The sequence below is a fragment of the Mycolicibacterium elephantis DSM 44368 genome (genome assembly GCF_004014805.1).
GTDB lineage: Bacteria > Actinomycetota > Actinomycetes > Mycobacteriales > Mycobacteriaceae > Mycobacterium > Mycobacterium elephantis.
In genome coordinates this window covers 62,229-85,082 of record NZ_ATDN01000034.1, presented here as the reverse complement: position 1 = coordinate 85,082, position 22,854 = coordinate 62,229, and the positions used below count along the sequence as shown (strand labels likewise).

The following is a 22,854-nucleotide window of genomic DNA, read 5'->3' as shown; positions in this document are numbered from 1 at the left end:
CGAAAACATGAGCCATGGTAACACCGCGCACGAAGTGCTCGCCGTCGTGTTCCAGGTTCGGGGGGTTGCGCCCCAGGACGAAACCACGAAGCCGGCGCTTCACGTGCTGTTATGGCAGCGGGCACTGGATCCCGAGCGGGGCAAGTGGTCGTTGCCCGGCGGTCGGCTCGGCGCGGATGAGGACCTGACCAGCTCCGTTTCACGCCAGCTTGCCGAAAAAGTCGACCTCCGTGAAATTGCTCACCTCGAGCAGCTCGCGGTGTTCTCCGACCCGCACCGGGTGCCCGGGGTGCGCACCATCGCGTCGACCTTCCTCGGCCTGGTGCCCTCCCCCGCGACGCCCGAACTGCCGCCGGACACCCGCTGGCACCCGGTGGCCGACCTGCCGCCAATGGCGTTCGATCACGGGCCCATGGTGGAGCACGCCCGCACCCGGCTGGTCGCCAAGCTGTCCTACACCAACATCGGATTCGCGTTGGCGCCAACCGAATTCGCGTTGTCGACGCTCCGTGACATCTACCACGCCGCGCTCGGCCATCAGGTCGATGCCACGAACCTGCAACGCGTGCTGGAACGGCGCAAGGTCATCACCCGCACCGGCACCACCGCGCGGTCGGGGCGCAGCGGCGGCAGGCCCGCCGCCCTGTACAAGTTCGCCGACGCGCGCTACCGCGTCACCGACGAGTTCGCCGCACTGCGACCACCCGCCGAGCCGGACTAGCTTCTTAGGGCTTTCTTAAGGTATGAATGGCGGAATGAACTTTGGCAGCGTCGCGCCGGCAGCAGGTGCCGAGTGGATCGGCCATGCTCCGCACGAGGAGCTGGTGCGCGGTCGCCGTCCCAAGCTGCCCGCCGACGACCCGTTCTACGAACCTCCGGCGGGTTTCCAGCATGCGGTGCCGGGCACGGTGCTGCGCAGCCGCGACGTCGAGCTGGCGTTTCTCGGGTTGATTCCGCAGAAGTTCACCGCCACCCAGCTGCTGTACCGCACCACGGACCTCAACGGGGACCCGGAGGCCAGTGTCACCACGGTGATCGTGCCCGCCCAGCGCGCCGGCCGCGACGTGCTGCCGGTCATCTCCTACCAGTGCGCGATCGACGCGGTGACGTCGCGCTGCTTCCCGTCCTATGCCCTGCGCCGCAAGGCCGTGGCAGCGGGGGCGCTCGCGCAGTTCGAGTTCTTCCTGATCGCCACGGCGCTGGCCGAGGGCTGGGCTGTGTCGGTGCCCGACCACGAGGGCTCTCGCGGCATCTGGGGCACCCCGTATGAGCCGGGCTACCGCATCCTCGACGGCCTGCGCGCCGCGGTGAGCACCGAGCGCCTCGGCCTCGATGAGTCCGCGCCGGTCGGGCTGTGGGGCTACTCGGGCGGCGGTCTGGCGTCCGCATGGGCCGCCGAGATGTGTGGCGAGTACGCACCCGAGCTCAACATCGTGGGCGCGGTGCTCGGCTCACCGGTCGCCGACCTCGGCAGCGCCTTCCGCAGGCTCAACGGCAGCTTCTACGCCGGGCTGCCCGCGATGGTGGTGGCGGCACTGTCGCATGTCTATCCCGACCTGCACCGAGTCATCCAGCAGCACGCCACCGACGAGGGCAAGGCGATGCTGTTGCGGGTGCAGGACATGACCACCGCGCATGCGGTGCTCCGGCTCGCCGGCATGGACATGGACCAGCTGGTCGACCCGCCGCTGGAGACGATCCTCGACACGCCCGAGGTCAAGCACGTGTTCGACAGCATCAAGCTCGGCACCGCGGTGCCCACGCCCCCAGTGCTGGTCGTGCAGGCGGTGCATGACCGGATCGTGTCCGTCGACGATATCGACGAGCTCGCCCACGCGTACCAGTCCGGCGGTGCGTCGGTGACCTACCACCGCGACATGTTCAGCGAACACATGCTGCTGCACCCGATGTCGGCACCGATGGCGCTGCGCTGGCTGATCGACCGGTTCGAAGGCAAGCCCGTCAACGACCACCTGGTGCGGACGACGTGGCCGACGCTGTTCAACCCGATCACCTACGTCGGGATGGCGCGGCTGGTCAAGATCGCGGTCAAGGTGATGACGGGGCGGAGAGTAGAGCGCCGTCCGCTGTGACCTGCCGGTCGTCGACCGGCGGCCACGCGCCCAGGTCGTCACGCTGGGTGGCGACGGCGATCAGCGCGTACACCAGCGCCGCCGAGGCCACGGGAAACATGATCGTCAACGCGATCAGCAGCGGCGAGTGCCCGAAGAAGACCGGCGGCGCCTCGACGACATAGTGAACGCGGTGTTCGGGTGAGATCGGCGCGGCGGCCACGTCGATGACCCCGTAGCGCAGCCGCACCAACACCGCCCCCACGGCGGCCGCGACAGCAGCGCCTGCCGCAGAGCCGATGGCCAGCGCCGACGCCATCGTCGGGCCGCGGTGGGCGCGCCACTGCCAGACCAGCACCGCGGTCACCACCGCGACCACGCTGCTCATGCCGAGGAGCAGAAACGCCGCGGTGAAGAAGTGGTCGCCTTCGCTGCCGAGGTATGCCCGGACCCGGTCGCCGTCCTTGGTGAGCGCGACGACACCGTGGATCGGCGGGGCCAGCCACGCCCACAGCGCCCCGACCGCCACCCCGGCCGCCGTCAAGCCGACGACGACGGTCAGCGCCGCCCGGGTTCGTGAAATCCTCGGTGCAACAAGGGAATTCTGCTCTTCGGGCGCGTCGTTCATCGCAGCTCTCTGCTCTTCGGGCGCGTCGCTCATCGCATCTCTCGGCTCTTCGCGCAAGCGCTCATCGCATCTCTCGGCTCTTCGCGCAAGCGCTCATCGCAGCTCCAGGTCTTTGGAGTCGGTGACACCATGGCGCGAGCACTTGGCCGACCAACCGTCGGGACGCACCTGCACGATCATCCGGCGACCACACTCGGCACAGTACCGGGGCGGCTCGAGGCCCAACTGGGCCGCGGGCGGCATCGCGGTGCCGTCGGGCTCGCCGGTGTAGACGTTGAACGCCATCGGATGAAGTCTGACAGGCCGGGCTCAGATGGTGGCGTTGAGTGCCTTGATCGGCATCTGCAGATCGTCGAGCAGTTCCAGGTCGGCTTCGGCCGGGCGACCCAACGTGGTCAGGTAGTTGCCGACGATGACGGCGTTGATGCCGCCGAGGATGCCCTTCTTGGCGCCGAGGTCGCCGAGCGTGATCTCCCGACCGCCCGCGAACCGCAGCATGGTGCGCGGCAGCGCGAGCCGGAACGCGGCGACCGCCTTGAGCGCCTCGGAGGCAGGCAGCACCTCGAGATCACCGAACGGGGTGCCGGGGCGCGGGTTGAGGAAGTTCAGCGGCACCTCGTGGGGGTCGAGCTCGGCGAGGTTGGCCGCGAATTCGGCCCGCTGCTCGAGGGTTTCGCCCATGCCGAGGATGCCGCCGCAGCAGACCTCCATGCCGGCTTCGCGGACCATCTGCAGCGTGTCCCAGCGCTCTTCCCAGGTGTGGGTGGTGACGACATTGGTGAAGAACGAGCGGGCGGTCTCCAGGTTGTGGTTGTAGCGGTGCACGCCCATCTCGGCCAGCTGCTCGACCTGGTCCTTGGTGAGCATGCCCAGCGAGCAGGCGATCTGGATGTCGACCTCGTTGCGGATGGCCTCGATGCCGGCGGCGACCTGAGCCAGCAACCGCTCGTCGGGGCCTCGCACCGCGGCGACGATGCAGAACTCCGTCGCACCGGTCTTGGCCGTCTGCTTGGCGGCTTCCACCAGGCTCGGCACGTCCAGCCACGCGCTGCGCACCGGCGAGGCGAACAGCCCGGACTGCGAGCAGAAGTGGCAGTCCTCCGGGCAGCCGCCGGTCTTGAGGCTGATGATGCCTTCGACCTCGACGTCGGGACCGCACCAGCGCATCCGCACGTCGTGGGCCAGCGACAGCAGGTCGTCGAGCCGGTCGTCGGTCAGCTGCAGCACCTGCAGCGTCTGCTCCTGGTCGAGGCCTTCGCCGCCCTCAAGCACCTGCTCGCGCGCCTGAACCAGAATGTCGCTCACGGATCACCTCTCGACACTTGAACACGTCGGCGGGCCGACAATTGAACGGTGTTCAGGCTAGGGTACGGGCGTGCAGCTGACCAAACGCGACGTGGTCGAGACCGCGGCCACGCTGCTGGACGACTACGGACTGGCCGACCTGACGATGCGCCGGCTGGCCCGTGAGCTCGACGTGTCCCCCGGCGCGCTGTACTGGCATTTCGCCAACAAGCAGGAACTGCTCGGCGCCGTGGCCGACCGGGTGCTCGACGGCGTGCCGTCCGCGGTGGGTGTCGTCGACGTGTGCACCAGGCTGCGGAACGCCCTGCTGTCGCACACCGACGGCGCCGAGCTGGTGTCGGCCAGCTTCGCCGCCGGTCAGTCCGAGGTGATGAAGCAGGTCCTGACCTCGCTCGCCGCCGCGGCGGGCGAAACGGGCCTTGACGCGGCGCACGCCGAACTAGCGGCCCGCACCGTCGTCTACTACGTGCTGGGTTTCACCGTCGACGAGCAGTCCCGGCTGCAGTGGGACGCCGCCGGGGCGGACTTGCCCGACGAGCAGTCGGTGCTCGCCGACGACGCCGACGCGCGGTTCCGTTTTGGCTTGGGGGTGCTCGTCGACGGCATCCGCGTCGCCGAACGTTCGCTTATGTGCGAAGATTCGCCGATTTCTCGAACATGAGCGCACGTTCGGCGGCGGCGGGCCCTGCTCAAATCGGGAACTCGCGCTTGGTATCGCCGTCCCAGCGACGTAACCCCACGATCGCGCCCTTGATCTCGGCCGGTTTCCCCGCTATCCGCACCGCCTGGCCCATCTGAGCGGGCACCACGCGACGCGCCATGGTCACGTGCGCGGTCCATGCGCCGGGCAATGCATTGGCCATCGGGCCCGGGTGCAGGTGCGGCATACACCGGGAATGCACTTCGGCGTGCACGTCGAGCAGCGCCGCGGTGGGCACCACCAGACGGGCGAGCACGGCCTTGGCGCGGCCGAAGAACAGCGGCGCCCCGATGGTGCACGGCATCGGGAACCGATTCGTCAGCGAAGACAGCGACTCGTCGACCGCGGGGTCGATCCGCTCGGCGACCGTCAGCGTGGCATGCGGTCTGCTGGCCGGCGCTTGGCTCGGAATCCCCGCGGCGCGCAACGCGTCCCAGATATCCCGAATCACCGCTTCGGTGTCGGGGTCGAAGACCAATTCGACGGAATGAACCATCACGCCAGCCCGGAGATCCAGTCGGTGTCGAAGGCCGTCGCGCTCATGGCCTCGAACTGCGCCGCGCTGAACGCCCCCGCGCCCGCGGGCAGCACACCGCGCAGCGGCGCCAACGCCGCCAATGCCTCACGGTTTCCCTCCTCGGCGCGACCAGGCGCCTGCGGCCACCCGCCGATGACCAATCCGGCGCATGGAATGCCTTGCCCATCAAGAGCTTCCAGGGTCAGTGCGGTGTGGTTGAGCGTGCCCAACCCGGCAGCGGCGACGACGAGCACCGGCGCGCCCAGGTCGCGGGCCACGTCACGCAGGGTCGCGCCGCCCTCTGCGAGCTCCACGAGCAGCCCGCCCGCGCCTTCGACCAGAACGAGTTGCGCTGTGACGTCGCGTATCGAGTCGACCAGCTCCGTGCGGGTCGGAAGCCGCGTGCCCGCGCGGTGCGCGGCGGCGACGGGTGCGAGCGGCTCGGGGTAGCGCCACCCGCCGTGTAACGCGGTGACCCTCGACAGCCGCGCCACGTCGGCGAGGTCGTCGTCGTGCGAGCTTCCGGTCTGCACGGGTTTGCACACCGCCACGTCGATACCGGCCAGCCGCGCCGCACATGCCAACGCCGCGGTGGTCACCGTCTTCCCGACACCGGTGTCGGTCCCGGTGATGACGAGCGTGCTCACCGGCGGGCGTGGTCGAGCACGTCGGTCAAAACCGCACGCGCCAGCGCCATCTCGTCCTCGGACAGCGACGCCCGAACCGTCAGCCGCAGCCGCGAGGTGCCCGCGGGCACGGTCGGCGGGCGGAAACAGCCGACCCGCAGCCCGCGGTCCAGGCACGCCACCGCAGCGGCCAGCGCGACTTCCGGCTCACCGAGGATCACCGAAACCACCGCCGACTCCGGCCGCGGCGACACGTCGCACACCGACGCCAGCGTCTGCGCGTGGGCCAGCACCGCCTCGGCGCGCCACGGCTCGGCGATCAATACGTTCAGCGCGGCCCACGCCGCCCCCACCGCCGCGGGGGCGAGGCCGGTGTCGAAGATGAACGGCCGCGCCGCGTCGATGAGATGGTCGCGCACCGCGGCGGGTCCGAGCACGACGCCGCCCTGGCTGCCGAGCGCCTTCGACAGCGTCGTTGTCATCACGACGTCGGGCGTCCCGGCCAACCCGACCTCGTGCAGCAGGCCGCGGCCGCCGATTCCGCGTACCCCCAGCCCGTGCGCTTCGTCGACGATCAGCAGCGCCCCGTGCCTGCGGCAGACGTCGTGCAGCGCAGGCAGCGGGGCGAGCACACCGTCGGCGGAGAACACCGAGTCGGTGACCACGACCGCGCGTTCCTCGTCGCGGCCCGCCAGCGCCGCCTCCACCGCGGCGACGTCGCGATGCGGGGTCACCACCACCCTGGCCCGCGACAGTCGGCAGGCGTCGACCAGCGACGCGTGCGTCAGCGCATCCGACACCAGAAGCGACCCGGGTCCGGACAGCGAGACCACCGCGCCGATGTTGGCGGTGTAACCCGACGAGAACACCAGGGCCGATTCCGCGCCGACGAAGTCGGCGAGCGCCGTCTCGAACGCCTCGTGCAGCTCGGTGTTGCCGGTGACCAGCCGCGAGCCGGTCGATCCGGCGCCCCAGGTGCGCAATGCGGCCACCGCGCCGTCGATGACGTCGGGATGCTGCGCGAGCCCGAGGTAGTCGTTGGATGCCAGGTCGACCTCGGCGGCCCCGGGTGCCCGGGCGCGCAGTGACCGCCGCAGCCCGGCGTCGCGGCGCTGCTGCTCGACGTCGTCGAGCCACGCCAGCGGCGAAAGCCCTGCGCGGGTCACGGGCACCTCCGGAGACTTGTACACCTCGGCGAGCCGAGCATTGAACACCTCGGCGAGCCGAGAATTGAACACCTCGGCGAGCCGAGCATTGAACACCGTTCAGGTTAGTGCACGGGCCACGGCGATCATCGCCGAGCAGATCTGCGCGACCTCCTCGGCCGTGCAGATGTAGGGCGGCATGACGTAGACGAGGTTGCGAAACGGGCGCAGCCACACCCCGTACTCGATCGCGACGGGTGTCGCCCGCCGCAGGTCCACGGGCGCGTCCATCTCGATCACGCCGATGGCCCCCAGCACCCGCACGTCGGCGACGCCGGGAAGCGTCGCGGCGGGCGCCAGCCCCGAGCGCAGCCCGTCCTCGATGGCCGCCACCCGCGCCCGCCAGTCGTCGCTGAGCAGGACTTCGACGGACGCCACCCCGACCGCGCACGCCAGCGCGTTGGCCATGAACGTCGGGCCGTGCATCAGCGCGCCGGGTTCGTTGGTGCTGATCGTGTGCGCGATGTCGCGGGTGCACAGGGTGGCGGCCAGCGTGAGGTAGCCGCCCGTGAGCGCCTTGCCGACGCACATGATGTCCGGGGTGACGCCGACGTGGTCGGCGGCGAACATCTCGCCGGTGCGCCCGAAGCCGGTGGCGATCTCGTCGAAGATCAGCAGCACGTCGTGGCGATCGCAGATCTCGCGAAGGTCGGTCAGGTAGCGCGGGTCGTGAAACCGCATACCGCCCGCGCCCTGCACGACGGGTTCGACGATCACGGCGGCAAGCTCGGCGGCGTGCTCGGCCAGCTGCTTCTCGAACGCCTCGCTGTAGCCGGGGTCGTAGTCGGACGGCACCTGCGGCGCGAACACCTGCTGGGTGAGCACGTCGGTCCACAGCTCGTGCATGCCGCCGTCGGGGTCGCACACGCTCATCGGCGTGAAGGTGTCGCCGTGATAGCCGCCCCGCCACGTCATCAGCCGGTGTTTGGCGCCGCGGCCGATGCTGCGCCAGTACTGCAGCGCCATCTTGGCCGCCACCTCCACCGACACCGAGCCGGAGTCGCTGAAGAACACGGTGTCGAGGCCGTCGGGGGTGAGCTCGACCAACAACTGGGCCAGGCGCGCAGCGGGTTCGTGGGTCAGCCCGCCGAACATGACGTGGTTCATGGTGGCCAGCTGCTCGGTGATCGCCGCATCCAACACGGGGTGGCCGTGGCCATGGATGGCGGTCCACCACGACGCCATCGCGTCGAGGACGTCGACGTCGCGGCCGTCGTAGTTCAGGGTCAGGTAGGCGCCGCGGGCACCGACGGCGACGATGGGAGCCTGTGCGCCTGCACCGATCGTGCTGTAGGGATGCCAGACGTGCGCGGCGTCGATCCTGCTGATCTCGGCAGGCGTCATTTCCGGCACCTTCGGTAGATTATCGGGCGACCATGATGACCCTCGCCCCTCCCCGGCCGGCGCCCGTCACCGGCCCGGGACCGTTCCCGCGTGCGACCACGACCAGGACGAGCGCGCGCGACTCCGGGTTCTACCGCCACGACCTCGACGGACTACGCGGAATCGCAATCCTTCTCGTCGCGCTGTTTCACGTGTGGTTCGGCCGGGTGTCCGGCGGCGTGGACGTCTTCCTGGCGTTGTCGGGGTTCTTCTTCGGGGGGCGTCTGCTGCGCGCGGCGATGACGCCCGCCGCGTCGCTGTCGCCGGTACCCGAGTTGACGCGGCTGGTGCGGCGGTTGTTGCCCGCGTTGGTGGTGGTGCTCGCGGGCGCGGCGGTGCTGACGATCCTCATCCAGCCCGAGACCCGGTGGGAGGCGTTCGCCGATCAGAGCCTGGCTAGCCTCGGCTACTTCCAGAACTGGGAACTGGCCAACAGCGCCGCGGACTATCTGCGCGCCGGGGAGTCCGTCAGCCCGCTGCAGCACATCTGGTCGATGTCGGTGCAGGGCCAGTTCTACATCGCGTTTCTGATCCTGATCTTCGGGTTCGCCTATCTGTTTCGGCGGGTCCTCGGCAGGCACATGCGGGTGGCGTTCGTCGCGCTGCTGACCGCGGTGACCGTCGCGTCGTTCGTGTACGCGATCATCGTCCACAACGCCGACCAGGCGGCCGCCTACTACAACAGCTTCGCGCGGGCGTGGGAGTTGTTGCTGGGTGCGCTCGTCGGCGCGATGGTGCCCTACGTCCGCTGGCCGATGTGGCTGCGCACGACGGTGGCTGTGGTGGCGCTGTGCGCGATCCTGTCCTGCGGCGCGCTGATCGACGGCGTCAACGAGTTCCCCGGCCCGTGGGCGCTGGTGCCGGTGGGCGCGACGATGCTGCTCGTCCTGTCGGCGGCCAATCGGGTCGCCGATCCGCACACGGCGGGCCTCATGCCCGCGCCGAATCGCTTGCTGGCCACCGCGCCGTTCGTCTGGCTGGGGTCCATCGCGTACTCGCTGTACCTCTGGCACTGGCCGCTGCTGATCTTCTGGCTGGCCTACAGCGGCCACAGCAGCGCCGGCTTTTTCGAGGGCGCGGCAGTGCTGCTCGTCTCCGTCGCGCTGGCGTGGATGACCACCAAGTACGTGGAGAACCCGTTGCGCTACCGCGCGCAGGCGTCGACGGCGCCCGTTGTGCCGCTCAGGATCCGGCTGCGCAGGCCGACGATGGTGCTCGGTTCGGTGGTCGCGCTGCTTGGCGTGGCGTTGACGGCCACGTCGTTCACGTGGCGCGAGCACATCGTCGTCCAACGCGCCAGCGGCAAAGAGCTCGCCGGTCTTTCGTCGCGCGACTATCCCGGCGCCCGCGCGCTGGTCGAGAAGGCCCGCGTGCCCAAGCTGCCGATGCGTCCCACGGTGCTGGAGGCCAAGAGGGACATCCCGCAGACCACTAACGACGGCTGTATCAGCGATTTCGACAGCGTCGACGTCATCAACTGCACGTACGGCGACAAGGACGCCACCCGCACCGTCGCGCTGGCCGGCGGTTCACACGCCGAGCACTGGATCACCGCCCTGGATCTGCTCGGCCGGCTGCACAACTTCAAGGTCGTCACCTATCTGAAGATGGGCTGCCCGTTGAGCACCCAGCAGATGCCGCGGGTCATGGGCAACAACCGGCCGTACCCGGAGTGCCGCGAGTGGAACGATCGGGTGCTGCCCCAGCTCGTCGCCGACCGTCCCGACTTCGTGTTCACCACCTCCACCCGGCCGTGGAACATCAAGCCCGGCGACGTGATGCCGAGCTTTTACCTCGGAATCTGGCAGGCGTTCGCGGACAACGACATTCCGGTGCTGGCCATGCGCGACACCCCGTGGCTGGTGCGCGACGACGGCAAACCGTATCTGGCCGCGGACTGTTTGGCCGACGGCGGCACCGCGGTGTCCTGCGGCATGAAGCGATCCGACGTGCTGAGTTCGCGGAACCCGACGCTCAACTACCTCACCCGGTTCCCGAACCTGCGCCCGCTGGACATGAGCGATGCGGTGTGCCGCAGGGACGTGTGCCGTGTGATGGAGGGCAACGTGCTCGTCTACCACGACGCCCACCACTTCACCACGACCTACATGCGGACCATGACCACCGAACTGGGGCGTCAGATGGGCGCCGCCACCGGTTGGTGGGTTGACTGATGTCCTCCGGGCGCACACCGGTATCCACCGTCTGGCCCGGTGCGCCTTACCCCTTGGGCGCCACCTTCGACGGCGCCGGCACGAACTTCTCGCTGTTCTCCGAGATCGCCGAGAAGGTCGAGCTGTGCCTGATCGCCAGGGACGGCACCGAGCAGCGGATCGCCCTGGACGAGGTCGACGGCTACGTGTGGCACTGCTACCTGCCGACCGTCACCCCGGGTCAGCGCTACGGCTACCGCGTGCACGGGCCGTGGGATCCCGCGTCCGGGCACCGCTGCGATCCGAGCAAGCTGCTGCTCGACCCGTACGGTAAGTCCTTCCACGGCAACTTCACCTTCTCCCAGGCGCTGTACTCCTACGACCTGAACGCCGAGGATCCCGCATCGGGCGGCGTCCCACCGATGGTCGACTCGCTGGGCCACACGATGACCAGCGTGGTGATCAACCCGTACTTCGACTGGGCCTCGGACCGCGCACCCCGCACCCCCTACCACGAGACCGTGATCTACGAGGCACACGTCCAGGGCATGACGCAGACCCACCCCGGCATACCCGAGGGCCTGCGGGGCACCTACGCCGGGCTGGCGCATCCGGTGATCATCGAGCACCTCCAGTCGCTGAACGTCACCGCGATCGAGTTGATGCCGGTGCATCAATTCCTCCACGATCACCGGCTGATCGATCTGGGCCTGCGAAACTACTGGGGCTACAACACTTTCGGCTTCTTCGCGCCTCACTACGAGTACGCCGCCAACAAGCATGCCGGCGGCGCGGTCGCGGAGTTCAAGGCCATGGTCCGCGCGTTCCACGAAGCCGGTATCGAGGTCATCCTCGACGTGGTCTACAACCACACGGCCGAGGGCAACCACCTGGGGCCCACGCTGAACTTCCGCGGCATCGACAACGCCGCCTACTATCGGCTGCTCGACGAGGACAAGCGCTACTACAAGGACTTCACCGGCACCGGCAACAGCCTCAACGCGCGCCACCCGCACACGCTGCAGCTGATCATGGACTCGCTGCGCTACTGGGTGCTGGAGATGCACGTCGACGGCTTCCGGTTCGACTTGGCGGCCACCCTGGCCCGCGAGTTCTACGACGTCGACCGCCTCAGCGCGTTCTTCGATCTGGTGCAACAGGACCCGGTCGTCAGCCAGGTCAAGCTGATCGCCGAACCGTGGGACGTCGGCGAGGGCGGCTACCAGGTGGGCAACTTCCCAGGTTTGTGGACCGAGTGGAACGGGAAGTATCGCGACACTGTGCGTGACTATTGGCGGGGCGAACCCGCAACCCTCGGCGAGTTCGCCTTGCGGCTGACCGGATCCTCGGACCTCTACGAGGCGACCGGTCGGCGGCCCAGTGCCAGCATCAACTTCGTCACCTGCCACGACGGGTTCACTCTCAACGACCTGGTGTCCTACAACGAAAAGCACAACGAAGCCAACGGTGAGGACAATTGCGACGGAGAGAGCCACAACCGGTCGTGGAACTGCGGCGTGGAGGGCCCCACCGACGATCCCGACATTCTGGCGCTGCGGGCCAAACAGATGCGCAACATCATGGGCACGCTGATGGTGTCGCAGGGCACGCCGATGATCAGCCACGGCGACGAGATCGGCCGCACCCAGCTGGGCAACAACAACGTCTACTGCCAGAACTCCGAACTCTCGTGGATGGACTGGTCGTTGTGCGAACGAAACGCCGACCTGCTGGAGTTCACCCGCAAGGTGGTGCAATTGCGCACCGACCATCCGGTGTTTCGCAGGCGACGGTTCTTCGAGGGCAAGCCGATCCGCACCGGTGACCAGATCCGTGACATCGCCTGGCTCACCCCCGCGGGCGAGGAGATGACCCCGGAAGACTGGGAGCACCGCCTCGGCAAGTGCGTCGCGGTGTTTCTCAACGGTGACGCGATCACGACGCCGAACGCGCGCGGTGAACGCGTCATCGACGATTCGTTCCTGTTGTGCTTCAACGCCAACGACCAGCCGCAGGACTTCATCACCCCGGCGGGCGACTACGCCGCGCAGTGGACCGCCGCGCTGGACACCGCACACCCGACGGGCGCCAGCGATCTGGTCGTGCACGCCGGCGAGAAGATCTCACTGCAGGCACGGTCCCTGCTGGTGATGCGTAAGACCGCGTAGCGTATGTCTGCTCGTGTGCTCTCGACGTATCGGTTGCAGATGCGCGGTGACTGCTTCACTTTCGCCGATGCCGAGAAGCAACTGGATTACCTTGACGCGCTTGGTGTCTCACATCTGTACTTGTCGCCGATCCTGACGGCCGGGAAAGGGTCGACGCACGGTTACGACGTCACCGACCCGACGACGGTGTCCGCGGCGCTGGGCGGGCCCGACGGCCTGGCGCGGTTGTCCCATGCCGCGCGCGCCCGCGGCATGGGACTGATCGTGGACATCGTGCCCAACCACGTCGGCGTGGAGCGCCCCGAGCACAACGCGTGGTGGTGGGACGTGCTCAAGCACGGTCGCGAATCGGCGTACAGCTCCTTTTTCGATATCGACTGGGATCTCGCCGACGGCCGGATCGTGCTTCCCGTCCTGGGTTCTGACGACGACGTCGCCGACCTGATGGTCGACGACGACCGGCTGCGCCTGGGTGACCTGGTGTTTCCGATCGCCCCCGGCACCGGCGACGGCACGGGCGCCGAAGTCCATGAGCGCCAGCACTATCGGCTCATCGGTTGGCGCAACGGCATCTGCGGGTATCGGCGGTTCTTCTCGATCACCTCGCTGGCCGGGCTCCGACAGGAAGACCGCGCGGTGTTCGACGCCACCCATGCGGAGGTGAAACGCTGGTTCGACGAGGGCCTGGTCGACGGCGTCCGCATCGACCACCCCGACGGGCTGTCGAACCCCACTGGATATTTGGCGTGGCTGCGTGAGCTCACCGGGCCGGACGCGTGGATCGTCATCGAGAAGATCCTGGCCGTCGACGAGCCGCTGGAACCGACGCTGCCGGTCGCGGGCACCACCGGTTACGACGCGATGCGCGAGATCGGCGGTGTCTTCGTCGATCCCAGCGGTGAGCGGGCGCTGACCAACCTGTTCGACTCGACCGGCGTGCCCCACAGCTCGATGCCGGATCTCGCGCGAATCCTCAAGGCCGACGCCGTGACCGAGACCCTGGCCAGCGAGCTGGCCCGGTTGCGTCGGGTCGTCGCGGCCGCAGTCGGCACCGACCACGACGACCTGCCCGCGGCGATCGCGGCGCTGCTCAGCCGCATCGGCGTCTACCGGTCCGACTACCGCTCGTTGGCCGGCGTGTTGCCCAGCGCGTTCGCCGAAACGGCCGCCGCACATCCGAATCTGGCCCCGGCGCTGGCACTCGTCGCCGCCGCGCTGGCCGTCAGCACCGAGGCGGAGGTGCGGCTGCAGCAGCTGTGCGGTGCGGCGACCGCGAAGTCGATGGAGGACTGCCTGTTCTACCGTGACGCCCGCCTGGTCTCGCTCAACGAAGTCGGCTCCGAACCGCACCACTTCGGGGTCGGCGTCGCCGAGTTCCACCAGCGGGCCGCCGTGCGCGCACGGATGTGGCCGACCGCGATGGTCGCGTTGACCACCCACGACACCAAACGCGGTGAAGACGTGCGCGCGCGCATCGGGGTCCTGTCCCAGGTGCCGTCGCTGTGGGCGGAACTGGTCGGCAAGTGGACGGTGAGCACTCCGCCGCCCGACGCGCGCACCGGCCTGTTCCTGTGGCAGAACGTTTTCGGCGTCTGGCCCGCCGACGGGCGGATCACCGACGACCTGCGCCGGCGGGTACACGCTTACGCCGAGAAGGCGATCCGCGAAGCCGCCGTGCACACCACCTGGAACGACCCGGACGACGATTTCGAGTCCAAGGTGCACAGGTGGCTCGACGCCGTGTTCGACGGGCCGGTCGCGCCCGAGATGACGTCACTGGTGGCCCGCCTCGACATGCATGCCCGCAGCGATGCGCTGGGCCAGAAACTGGTCGCCCTCACCGCGCCTGGCATACCCGACGTCTACCAGGGCACCGAACTGTGGGAGGACGGCCTGGTCGATCCCGACAACCGCAGGCCCGTCGACTACGCGGCGCGCCGAGAGGCGCTGGACGCCAACCGGCATCCGAAGCTGCGGGTGGTCTCCGCGGCGCTGGCGGTGCGGCGGGCCCGGCCGGACACCTTCATCGAGGGCGGCTACACGCCGATGCTCGCCGACGGGCCGGCCGCCGATCACCTGCTGGCATTCACACGGGGCCACGACGTGCTGACCGCGGTCACTCGCCACACCGTGCGGCTGTCCGAAACCGGTTGGGCTGACACCTCGTTGACGCTGCCGCCGGGGATGTGGACCGATCGGCTCACCGGCGGCCGTCACGCCGGCACGGTGCTGGTCGCCGAGTTGTTCGCCGACCTGCCGGTGGCGCTGCTGGAGCGGGTCGATGGTTGAGTTCGCCGTGTGGGCGCCCACGCCTGAGCGGGTCCGCCTCGACGTCGACGGCACCCGCTACGACATGGACCGCTCCGACGACGGCTGGTGGCGCACCGAGGTGAGCGCGCGACCGGATGCCCGTTACGGGTTCGTCCTCGACGACGACGAGACGGTGCTGCCGGATCCGCGGTCACCCCGCCAGCCCGACGGTGTCCATGACCGCTCGCAGCTGTGGTCACCGGATCCAGACGCCTGGACCGACGGGAACTGGGCGGGCCGCTCGATCGAGGGCACCGTGATCTACGAACTGCACGTGGGCACCTTCACGCCGCAGGGCACGTTCGACGCGGCGATCGAAAAGCTGGACTACCTAGTCGATCTGGGCATCGACTTCGTCGAGCTGATGCCGGTGAACGCGTTCGGCGGCACGCACGGATGGGGTTACGACGGCGTGCTGTGGTACGCCGTGCACGAGCCGTACGGCGGACCCGACGGGCTGGTCCGCCTCATCGACGCCTGCCACCGCCGCGGGCTGGGAGTGCTGATCGACGCGGTGTTCAACCACCTCGGCCCTTCGGGCAATTACCTGCCGCGCTTCGGCCCCTATCTGTCGTCGGGCAGCAATCCGTGGGGTGAGTCGATCAACATCTCCGGTCCCGACGCCGACGAGGTGCGCCGCTACATCCTCGACTGCGCGCTGCGCTGGATGCGCGACTTCCACGCCGACGGCCTGCGTCTGGACGCCGTGCACGCGCTGGTCGACACCACCGCCATCCACATCCTCGAGGAGCTGTCCGCCGAAACCGACGCGCTGGCCGAGGAATTGGGCCGCCCGCTGTCGCTGATCGCCGAGAGCGACCTCAACGACCCGCGGCTGATCACGCCGCGCGACCGCGGCGGCTACGGGATGACGGCGCAGTGGGACGACGACATCCACCACGCCATCCATGCCGCGGTATCTGGCGAACGCCAGGGCTACTACGGCGATTTCGGATCCCTGGAAGCGCTGGCTACCACACTCAAGAACGGCTACTTCCACGCCGGCACCTACTCGTCGTTCCGGCACCGTCGACACGGGCGGCCGCTGGACACGTCGTCCATCCCGGCCACCCGGCTGCTGGCCTACACGCTGACGCATGACCAGGTCGGCAACCGCGCGGTCGGTGACCGGCCGTCGCAGAACCTCACGTTCGGGCAGCTCGCCGTGAAGGCGGCGCTGGTGCTCACGTCGCCTTACACCGCAATGATGTTCATGGGCGAGGAATGGGGTTCGTCGTCGCCGTTTCAGTTCTTCAGCTCCCATCCGGAGCCCGAACTGGCCAGGGCCACCGCCGAGGGCCGCAAACGCGAGTTCGCCGAACACGGCTGGGACGCCGACGAGATTCCCGACCCTCAAGACCCGGAGACGTTCCTGCGCTCCAAACTGAAGTGGGACGAGGTCGACGACGGCGAGCACGGACGGCTGCGCCGGACCTATCAGCAGCTGATCGCGTTGCGGAACCACCACCCCGAATTCGCCGACCCGTGGCTGGACCATCTGCGGATCGATTACGACGAGGCCCGGCGCTGGCTGGTGATGCACCGCGGAGCGTTCGCGGTCGCGTGCAATCTCGGCGCCGAGCCCGTCGACGTGCCGGTCACCGGGGAGCTGGTGCTGGCGTGGGATGAGCCGACGATCGGCGCGAAAGGCACGCAGCTGCCGGGACATTCATTCGCGATCGTCAAGTCGCCGGCCCAGGCGACGTCTGACTAGAGCAGGAAGCGGTAGGCCGGCGAGCCGGGCTCGAGCGCCTCGACGTGGATGTCGGAGGCCTTCATCCGCTCCAGCAGGCCCTCGAGGTCGGCCGCCGAACTGAGTTCGATGCCCACCAGGGCCTCACCGGTCTCGCGGTTGTTGCGCTTGACGTACTCGAACAGCGTGATGTCGTCGCCCGGGCCGAGCACACTGTCGAGAAAGCGGCGCAGCGCACCGGGCTCCTGCGGGAAGTCGACGAGGAAATAGTGCTTGAGCCCGAGGTGCACCAGCGAGCGCTCGAGCACCTCCCCGTACCGCGACACGTCGTTGTTGCCGCCGGAAATCACGCACACCACAGTGGATCCCGGCTCGATGTCGGCCTCCATCAGCCCGGCCACCGACAGCGCGCCTGCGGGCTCGGCGATGATGCCCTCGTTCTGATAGAGGTCGAGCATCGCCGTGCACACCGCGCCCTCGTCGACCGTCGTGATCGACACCATGTCGCCGGCGGCGGCCAGCGCCGCGTAGGTCAACGTGCCCGCGCGGTTCACCGCGGCGCCGTCGACGAACTGGTCGACGTGCTCGAGGGTCACCGGCTCCCCGGCCGCCAAAGCGGCGATCATCGCCGCCGCACCCGCGGGTTCGATGCCGAGCACCGACGTGCCGGATGTCCGTTCGGCCAGATACGTCGTGATGCCGGCGATACAGCCGCCGCCGCCGACGGGCACGATCACCAGATCGGGTTCGTCGTCGAGTTGCTCGAGGATCTCGGCGGCGATGGTGCCCTGCCCCGCGATCGTGCGCAGGTCGTCGTACGGCGGCACCAACGTCGCGCCCGTGCGTGCGACGTCGTCCAGCGCCGCCGCGGCGGCTTCGTCGTAGGTCTTGCCGACCACGATCAACTCGATGAACTCCCGCCCGTGGTAGCGGATGCGGTCACGCTTCTGCTTCGGGGTCTTGCCGGGGACGTAGACACGGCCGTGGATGCCCATCGAGCGGCACGCCATCGCGAAGCCCTGGGCGTGGTTGCCCGCCGACGAGCAGACGACCCCGGCGGCGGTCTCCTCGGGAGACAGCTGCATCAGCATGTTGTGCGCGCCGCGCAGCTTGTACGAGCGCACGGGTTGCAGATCCTCGCGCTTGAGGTACACCGAGGCACCGATGGCATCCGAGAGCCGTTCGCTGAACTCCAGCGGGCTTTGCAGCACCACGCCGGAGATTCGCTGAGCCGCCTCGTCGATGTCCGCGGCGCGAAGGGGCTGCGGAGAACGCGGGCGAATACTCTGGCTCAGGTCAGCGGTCACCGCACAATGGTGCCACCAAGCTGCGCATATCGGCTAATCGGGGTCAACACGAACACCGGGATCGCACGATCGGTCTTCGTCTGGTACTCCGCGTAGTCGGGCCACGCCTTCACCGCGCGCTCCCACCAGAGGGCCTTCTCGTCGCCGAACACCTCGCGGGCCTCGTAATCCCTGGTGACGGCCCCGTCCTGCAACTGCACCCGCGGATGCGCCTTGACGTTGTGGTACCAGACCGGGTTCTTGGGCGCGCCCCCCAGCGACGCCACGATCGCGTACTGGCCGTCGTGTTCGACCCTCATCAGGGGCGTCTTGCGGATCTTTCCGGTCTTCGCTCCGACGGTGGTCAGCAGGACCAGCGGCTTGCCCTTCATCTCGACACCCTCGGTGCTGCCCGACGCCATGATCTGGTCGGCGTGTTCGCGCACCCAATCCCACGGGCTCGGTTCATAATCTCCGGAAAGTGGCATGTCACCCACCATAGGGGCGGCGAAAAACTCCGCGCCCTGACTCAGTGTTTCGGCTGGCCGAAATCTATGTTGCGAGCTATCGTGAACTCATGACCGTGCACGATGAAGTCAGCATCGCCGGTGTTCCCTGGCCGATGTACAAGGTGCTGTCCGTCGTGATCGGCCTGCTGGTGTTCGGGATCGTGATGATCGCCACGACGTCCGCGGCGCCCGCCGTGCTCGCTGGAGCGGCCACAGCCACGGTGACCTGGGTGGCCCTGCGTCCGTTTCAGCGAGCGGGTTAGCTCAGCTTTCGACCAGCCGGCGCAGCGTCGCGAGATCAGCGGCCACCGCGTCGGCGTCCGCCTCGAACTGCTCGTCGGTCATTCCGGGCTGTCGCCGCAGCGTGAACACCACCTCACAGCCGGCCTCGTCGACGCCGCCGGGAATCACCCGCAACGGGTTGTAGACCGCCTGTCCGGACGGCAACCGCACGACGTGATCGAGCACCCCGAACTCGTTCAGTGGCGAGAACTCGACCGTCACCCGTCCCATCGGTGAATCGGCCACCCACCCGTCGGCGCTGCGCCGCAACCCGCCCTCGGCGAGGCCGGCCGCCCACCGCGGCCAGGTTTCCGGATCGGCGGCGAACTCGTAGACCGCTTCGGCCGGGGCGTCGATCCACACGCCTGATGTGTCGGGTCTGCATGGCGTCGCCGTGACCCATCAGCCGCCGAGGCAGCCGGGCCCGAGTAAGGCCTTGAGGTCGCCCATCAACGCCGACGACGGCGTCACTCGCAGCGACGAATCCAGTTCCAGCGTGGTGATCCGCTCTCCGCTGACCAGCCGCAGATGAACCTGCGACGTGCCCGGGTGGCGGACGAGCACCTGTTTGAGCGCGCTGACCTTGTCGACGGTGCACTGCCGCGTCGGCAGGCTCACCGCCAGCGGCCGGTCCAGGACCGCGTTGGAGAAGTCCGGCACCACCAACTCGTTGGCGATCAGCGCGATCCTGTCGTCGCGGATGGCCACCCTGGAGCCGACCAGCACCACCGCGTCATCGGCGATCTCCGCGCCGAACGTGGAATATGTCTGCGGGAAGAACAACACCTCGATGCCGCCGGTGAGGTCCTCCAATTGCGCTGAGGCCCAAGGCAACCCGTTCTTGTTCACCCTGCGGTTCACCGAGGCGAGGATGCCGCCGACCCGCACCTGCGTGTCGTTGGGCACATCGCCGTCGAGGATGGCGGGAATGGGTGTGTCGACCTGGGCGGCCAGCAGGTGCGCGATGCCGTCGAGCGGATGCCCCGACACATACAGGCCGAGCATCTCGCGTTCGAGCGCCAGCTTGTGTTTGTCCTCCCACTCCTCGTCGGGCACCTTGATCGTGAACACCGCGTCCGTGGCGGTATCGGCGCCGCCGAACAGGTCGAACTGGCCCATCGCCTCGGCCTTCTTGGTGCCCAGCACCGACTCCACGGCGTCGGTGTGCACCAGGAACAACCCCTTGCGCGGATGCCCCAGCGAGTCGAACGCGCCGGCCTTGATCAGCGACTCGGTCACCTTCTTGGTGCAGGCCGCGATGTCGATCTTGTTCAGATAGTCGGAGAAGTCGACGAACTTGCCCTTGGCGGTACGCGTATTGATCAGTGACGCAACGACGTTCGCGCCGACGTTGCGCACAGCGCCCAAGCCGTAGCGGATGTCCTCGCCGACCGAGGCGAAGTTCATCGCGGACTCGTTGACGTCGGGCGGCAACACCGTGATCCCCAGCTTGCGGCAGTCGGCGAGGTACACCGCGGCCTTGTCCTTGTCGTCACCCACCGACGTCAGCAGCCCGGCCATGTACTCGGCCGGATAGTTGGCCTTGAGGTAGGCGGTCCAGTACGACACCAGCCCGTAGCCGGCAGCGTGAGACTTGTTGAACGCGTAGTCGGCGAACGGCAGCACGGTATCCCACAACGCCTTGATGGCGGCGGCGGAGAACCCGTTGGCCTTCATCCCCTCCGAGAAGCCCTCGTACTCCTTGTCGAGCACCTCACGCTTCTTCTTGCCCATTGCCTTTCGCAGAATGTCTGCTCGTGCCAGCGAGTAGCCGGCCACCTTCTGCGCGATGCGCATGATCTGCTCTTGGTAGACGATCAGGCCGTAGGTCTCGGCGAGGATGTCCCGCAGCGGTTCCTCGAGCTCGGGATGGATCGGTTTGATGGCCTGCTTGCCGTTCTTGCGGTCGGCGTAGTCGTTGTGGGCGTTCATGCCCATGGGGCCGGGCCGGTACAGCGCCAGCACCGCGACGATGTCCTCGAACCCGGTGGGTTGCATGCGGCGCAGCAGGTCACGCATCGGGCCGCCGTCGAGCTGGAACACGCCCAACGTGTCACCGCGCCCAAGCAATTGGTAGGTGGCCGGATCGTCCAGCGGCACCGAATCCAGGTCCAGGTCGACGCCCCGGTTGGCCTTGATGTTCTCCAGCGCGTCGCCGATGATCGTCAGGTTGCGCAAGCCCAGGAAGTCCATCTTCAGCAGGCCGATGGCCTCGCACGACGGATAGTCCCAGCCGGTGATGATCGCCCCGTCCTGCGGCCGTTTCCACAGCGGGATCGCCTCGGTCAGCGGTTCGCTGCTCATGATCACCGCGCAGGCGTGCACACCCGCGTTGCGGATCAACCCCTCCAGGCCGCGCGCGGTCTCGTAGATGGTGCGCACGTCGGGGTCGGTGTCGATCAGGCCACGGACCTCGGCGGCCTCCTTGTACCGCTCGTGGTTCGGGTCGGTGATGCCCGACAGCGGGATGTCCTTGGCCATGATCGGCGGCGGCAACGCCTTGGTGATCCGGTCGGCGATCGCGAAGCCGGGCTGGCCGTAGTGCACGCGGGCGGCGTCCTTCAGCGCAGCCTTGGTCTTGATGGTGCCGAACGTGATGACCTGAGCGACCCGGTCCTGGCCCCACTTGTCGGCGGCGTAGCGCACCATCTCACCGCGGCGCCGGTCGTCGAAGTCGATGTCGATGTCGGGCATCGACGCCCGTTCGGGGTTGAGGAACCGCTCGAAGAGCAGACCGTGTTCGATCGGGTCGATGTCGGTGATGCGCAGCGCGTACGCGACCAGCGATCCGGCCGCCGATCCCCGGCCGGGCCCGACGCGGATGTCGACCGAGCGCGCGTAGTTCACCAGGTCGGCCACGATCAGGAAGTACGACGGAAAGCCCTTCGCGCAGATCACTTCGATCTCGTAGGCGGCCCGGTCGACGTACTGCTGCGGCACGCCCGCGGGAAAGCGCCGCGCCAACCCGGCGTCGACCTCGTGGCGCAGCCACGACGCCTGGTCGTGGCCTTCCGGCACCGGGAACGTCGGCATCCGGTCCCGGGGTTCCCACACCTCGGCGTAGGACGAGACCCGTTCGGCGATCAGCAGGGTGGCGTCGCAGGCCCCGGGAAGCTGGTCGTCCCACAGGGCGCGCATCTCGGCCGCGGACTTGAGGAAGTAGCCGTCGCCGTCGAACTTGAACCGGTTGGGGTCCGACAGCGTCTTGCCGGTCTGCACGCACAACAGCGCCTCGTGGTTCTGGGCGGCGTCGCGGGTGACGTAGTGGCAGTCGTTGGTGACCAGCGGCGGGATGCCGAGCTTGCGGCCGATCTCGAGCAGCCCCTCGCGGACCCGCCGCTCGATGTCCAGGCCGTGGTCCATCAGCTCGAGGAAGTAGTTGTCGGGTCCGAAGATCTCCCGCCATTTGGCGGCGGCTTCCAGCGCTTCGCGGTCATGGCCGAGCCGTAACCGGGTCTGCACCTCCCCGGACGGACAGCCGGTGGTGGCGATGATGCCCGTCGCGTGTTCGGCGATGATCTCGGCGTCCATGCGCGACCACTTGCCCAACTGGCCCTCGAACGACGCCAGCGACGACAACTTGAACAGGTTGCGCAACCCGGTCGCGTTCTCGGCGACCATCGTCATGTGGGTATAGGCCCCGCTGCCCGAGACGTCGTCGCCCTTCTGGCTCGGATCGCCCCACAGGACGCGTTTGGTGTCGAACCTTGACGCCGGGGCGATGTAGGCCTCGACACCGATGATCGGCTTGATCCCGACTTCGGTGGCCGTGTTGTAGAACTCGCTGGCGCCGAACATGTTTCCGTGGTCGGTCATGCCGACCGCGGGCATCTCGAGCCGCTGCGCCTCGGCCAGCAGTGGCGTGATCTTTGCGGCGCCGTCCAGCATCGAGTACTCGGTGTGGTTGTGGAGGTGCACGAAGGACCGCGAAGACGAACCGCTCATAGGCAGGCCAGTCTATGACCGACCTCCGACACTTCTCGGCGTGTCGCGCTGCGTGTCTCTGGGCGGTCGGCC

18 protein-coding genes and 1 pseudogene are annotated in these 22,854 nt (G+C 68.3%); 8 read left to right on the top strand and 11 right to left on the bottom strand.

Annotated elements, in window-relative coordinates; genetic code table 11:
* Positions 1-7 precede the first annotated feature (7 nt).
* Positions 8-721, top strand: coding sequence for an NUDIX hydrolase (locus tag MELE44368_RS20005; RefSeq protein WP_128110102.1), 714 nt, complete (start codon positions 8-10; stop codon positions 719-721).
* Positions 722-755: 34 nt separating this feature from the next.
* The gene (locus tag MELE44368_RS20000; protein ID WP_128110101.1) at positions 756-2,093 is read left to right on the top strand and encodes a lipase family protein; all 1,338 of its coding nucleotides are present in this window, start codon (positions 756-758) and stop codon (positions 2,091-2,093) included.
* On the opposite strand, the gene MELE44368_RS19995 is transcribed toward MELE44368_RS20000, so the two are convergent.
* The 3 genes from MELE44368_RS19995 to bioB form a co-directional block, all read right to left on the bottom strand.
* On the bottom strand, positions 2,050-2,700 hold the full coding sequence (locus MELE44368_RS19995) for a DUF2567 domain-containing protein (RefSeq protein ID WP_241566700.1): 651 nt from the start codon (positions 2,698-2,700) through the stop codon (positions 2,050-2,052). The genes MELE44368_RS20000 and MELE44368_RS19995 overlap by 44 nt on opposite strands.
* A gap of 93 nt (positions 2,701-2,793) precedes the next feature.
* The gene (gene bsaP, locus MELE44368_RS19990; protein WP_128110099.1) at positions 2,794-2,985 is read right to left on the bottom strand and encodes a biotin synthase auxiliary protein BsaP; all 192 of its coding nucleotides are present in this window, start codon (positions 2,983-2,985) and stop codon (positions 2,794-2,796) included.
* A 24-nt stretch (positions 2,986-3,009) separates the two neighbouring features.
* On the bottom strand, positions 3,010-4,005 hold the full coding sequence (bioB, locus tag MELE44368_RS19985) for a biotin synthase BioB (RefSeq protein WP_128110098.1): 996 nt from the start codon (positions 4,003-4,005) through the stop codon (positions 3,010-3,012).
* Between the two features lie 70 nt (positions 4,006-4,075).
* On the opposite strand from bioB, the gene MELE44368_RS19980 reads away from it, so the two are divergent.
* Entirely contained in the window at positions 4,076-4,666 is a 591-nt protein-coding gene (locus MELE44368_RS19980; protein ID WP_128110097.1) for a TetR family transcriptional regulator, read from the top strand.
* Positions 4,667-4,694: 28 nt separating this feature from the next.
* Here MELE44368_RS19980 and MELE44368_RS19975 read toward each other — a convergent pair whose 3' ends face one another.
* The 4 genes from MELE44368_RS19975 to MELE44368_RS19960 all read right to left on the bottom strand — a co-directional run bounded on the left by MELE44368_RS19975 (position 4,695) and on the right by MELE44368_RS19960 (position 8,406).
* The gene (locus MELE44368_RS19975) at positions 4,695-5,201 is read right to left on the bottom strand and encodes a 2'-5' RNA ligase family protein (RefSeq protein WP_128110096.1); all 507 of its coding nucleotides are present in this window, start codon (positions 5,199-5,201) and stop codon (positions 4,695-4,697) included.
* A complete protein-coding gene (gene bioD, locus MELE44368_RS19970; protein WP_128110095.1) occupies positions 5,201-5,869 on the bottom strand; it encodes a dethiobiotin synthase in 669 nt (222 codons plus the stop codon). The genes MELE44368_RS19975 and bioD overlap by 1 nt, the downstream gene beginning before the upstream one ends.
* Complete coding sequence (locus MELE44368_RS19965; RefSeq protein ID WP_128110220.1) at positions 5,866-7,014, bottom strand: 8-amino-7-oxononanoate synthase; 1,149 nt, start codon at positions 7,012-7,014, stop codon at positions 5,866-5,868. Before MELE44368_RS19965 ends, bioD begins: the two co-directional genes overlap by 4 nt.
* A 99-nt stretch (positions 7,015-7,113) precedes the next feature.
* A complete protein-coding gene (locus MELE44368_RS19960) occupies positions 7,114-8,406 on the bottom strand; it encodes an adenosylmethionine--8-amino-7-oxononanoate transaminase (protein WP_128110094.1) in 1,293 nt (430 codons plus the stop codon).
* A gap of 23 nt (positions 8,407-8,429) precedes the next feature.
* Here MELE44368_RS19960 and MELE44368_RS19955 point away from each other — a divergent pair, with 23 nt between their 5' ends.
* From MELE44368_RS19955 to treZ, 4 genes are read left to right on the top strand one after another with little or no spacing between them, the layout of a single operon-like run.
* Positions 8,430-10,610 carry an acetyltransferase SucT gene (locus MELE44368_RS19955; RefSeq protein ID WP_164890170.1) on the top strand — a complete coding sequence of 727 codons (2,181 nt, stop codon included), beginning with the start codon at positions 8,430-8,432 and terminating at the stop codon, positions 10,608-10,610.
* Positions 10,610-12,757: a glycogen debranching protein GlgX gene (glgX, locus tag MELE44368_RS19950; protein WP_128110092.1), complete on the top strand. Its 2,148-nt coding sequence runs from the start codon at positions 10,610-10,612 to the stop codon at positions 12,755-12,757. The genes MELE44368_RS19955 and glgX overlap by 1 nt, the downstream gene beginning before the upstream one ends.
* A gap of 3 nt (positions 12,758-12,760) precedes the next feature.
* Positions 12,761-15,046, top strand: a complete 2,286-nt coding sequence (gene treY, locus MELE44368_RS19945; RefSeq protein ID WP_128110091.1) for a malto-oligosyltrehalose synthase — start codon at positions 12,761-12,763, stop codon at positions 15,044-15,046.
* Positions 15,039-16,781 carry a malto-oligosyltrehalose trehalohydrolase gene (gene treZ, locus MELE44368_RS19940; RefSeq protein ID WP_128110090.1) on the top strand — a complete coding sequence of 581 codons (1,743 nt, stop codon included), beginning with the start codon at positions 15,039-15,041 and terminating at the stop codon, positions 16,779-16,781. The genes treY and treZ overlap by 8 nt, the downstream gene beginning before the upstream one ends.
* Here the strand turns inward: treZ and ilvA are convergent.
* Both ilvA and MELE44368_RS19930 read right to left on the bottom strand, forming a co-directional pair.
* Positions 16,778-18,067: a threonine ammonia-lyase gene (gene ilvA / locus MELE44368_RS19935; protein ID WP_128110089.1), complete on the bottom strand. Its 1,290-nt coding sequence runs from the start codon at positions 18,065-18,067 to the stop codon at positions 16,778-16,780. The two genes, treZ and ilvA, sit on opposite strands and share 4 nt — an antisense overlap.
* Positions 18,064-18,534, bottom strand: a complete 471-nt coding sequence (locus MELE44368_RS19930; protein ID WP_128110088.1) for a nitroreductase family deazaflavin-dependent oxidoreductase — start codon at positions 18,532-18,534, stop codon at positions 18,064-18,066. The genes ilvA and MELE44368_RS19930 overlap by 4 nt, the downstream gene beginning before the upstream one ends.
* An 89-nt stretch (positions 18,535-18,623) precedes the next feature.
* Between MELE44368_RS19930 and MELE44368_RS19925 the strand changes: the two genes are divergently transcribed.
* Entirely contained in the window at positions 18,624-18,818 is a 195-nt protein-coding gene (locus tag MELE44368_RS19925) for a hypothetical protein (RefSeq protein WP_128110087.1), read from the top strand.
* 1 nt (position 18,819) lies between these two features.
* Here MELE44368_RS19925 and MELE44368_RS19920 read toward each other — a convergent pair.
* Positions 18,820-19,222 (bottom strand): annotated as a pseudogene (locus MELE44368_RS19920) (SRPBCC family protein).
* A gap of 17 nt (positions 19,223-19,239) precedes the next feature.
* Entirely contained in the window at positions 19,240-22,782 is a 3,543-nt protein-coding gene (gene dnaE / locus MELE44368_RS19915) for a DNA polymerase III subunit alpha (RefSeq protein WP_128110085.1), read from the bottom strand.
* Between the last annotated feature and the right edge of the window lie 72 nt (positions 22,783-22,854).

What these genes read in the sequence shown, in the direction of transcription:
- bsaP (WP_128110099.1), bottom strand. Translation starts at nt 2,985, where the DNA reads ATGGCGTTCAACGTCTACACCGGCGAGCCCGACGGCACCGCGATGCCG.
- treZ (WP_128110090.1), top strand. Translation starts at nt 15,039, where the DNA reads ATGGTTGAGTTCGCCGTGTGGGCGCCCACGCCTGAGCGGGTCCGCCTC.
- dnaE (WP_128110085.1), bottom strand. Translation starts at nt 22,782, where the DNA reads ATGAGCGGTTCGTCTTCGCGGTCCTTCGTGCACCTCCACAACCACACC.
- treY (WP_128110091.1), top strand. Translation starts at nt 12,761, where the DNA reads ATGTCTGCTCGTGTGCTCTCGACGTATCGGTTGCAGATGCGCGGTGAC.
- MELE44368_RS19955 (WP_164890170.1), top strand. Translation starts at nt 8,430, where the DNA reads ATGATGACCCTCGCCCCTCCCCGGCCGGCGCCCGTCACCGGCCCGGGA.
- MELE44368_RS19925 (WP_128110087.1), top strand. Translation starts at nt 18,624, where the DNA reads ATGACCGTGCACGATGAAGTCAGCATCGCCGGTGTTCCCTGGCCGATG.
- MELE44368_RS19975 (WP_128110096.1), bottom strand. Translation starts at nt 5,201, where the DNA reads ATGGTTCATTCCGTCGAATTGGTCTTCGACCCCGACACCGAAGCGGTG.
- MELE44368_RS19930 (WP_128110088.1), bottom strand. Translation starts at nt 18,534, where the DNA reads ATGCCACTTTCCGGAGATTATGAACCGAGCCCGTGGGATTGGGTGCGC.
- MELE44368_RS20000 (WP_128110101.1), top strand. Translation starts at nt 756, where the DNA reads ATGAACTTTGGCAGCGTCGCGCCGGCAGCAGGTGCCGAGTGGATCGGC.
- MELE44368_RS19995 (WP_241566700.1), bottom strand. Translation starts at nt 2,700, where the DNA reads ATGAACGACGCGCCCGAAGAGCAGAATTCCCTTGTTGCACCGAGGATT.
- glgX (WP_128110092.1), top strand. Translation starts at nt 10,610, where the DNA reads ATGTCCTCCGGGCGCACACCGGTATCCACCGTCTGGCCCGGTGCGCCT.
- MELE44368_RS20005 (WP_128110102.1), top strand. Translation starts at nt 8, where the DNA reads ATGAGCCATGGTAACACCGCGCACGAAGTGCTCGCCGTCGTGTTCCAG.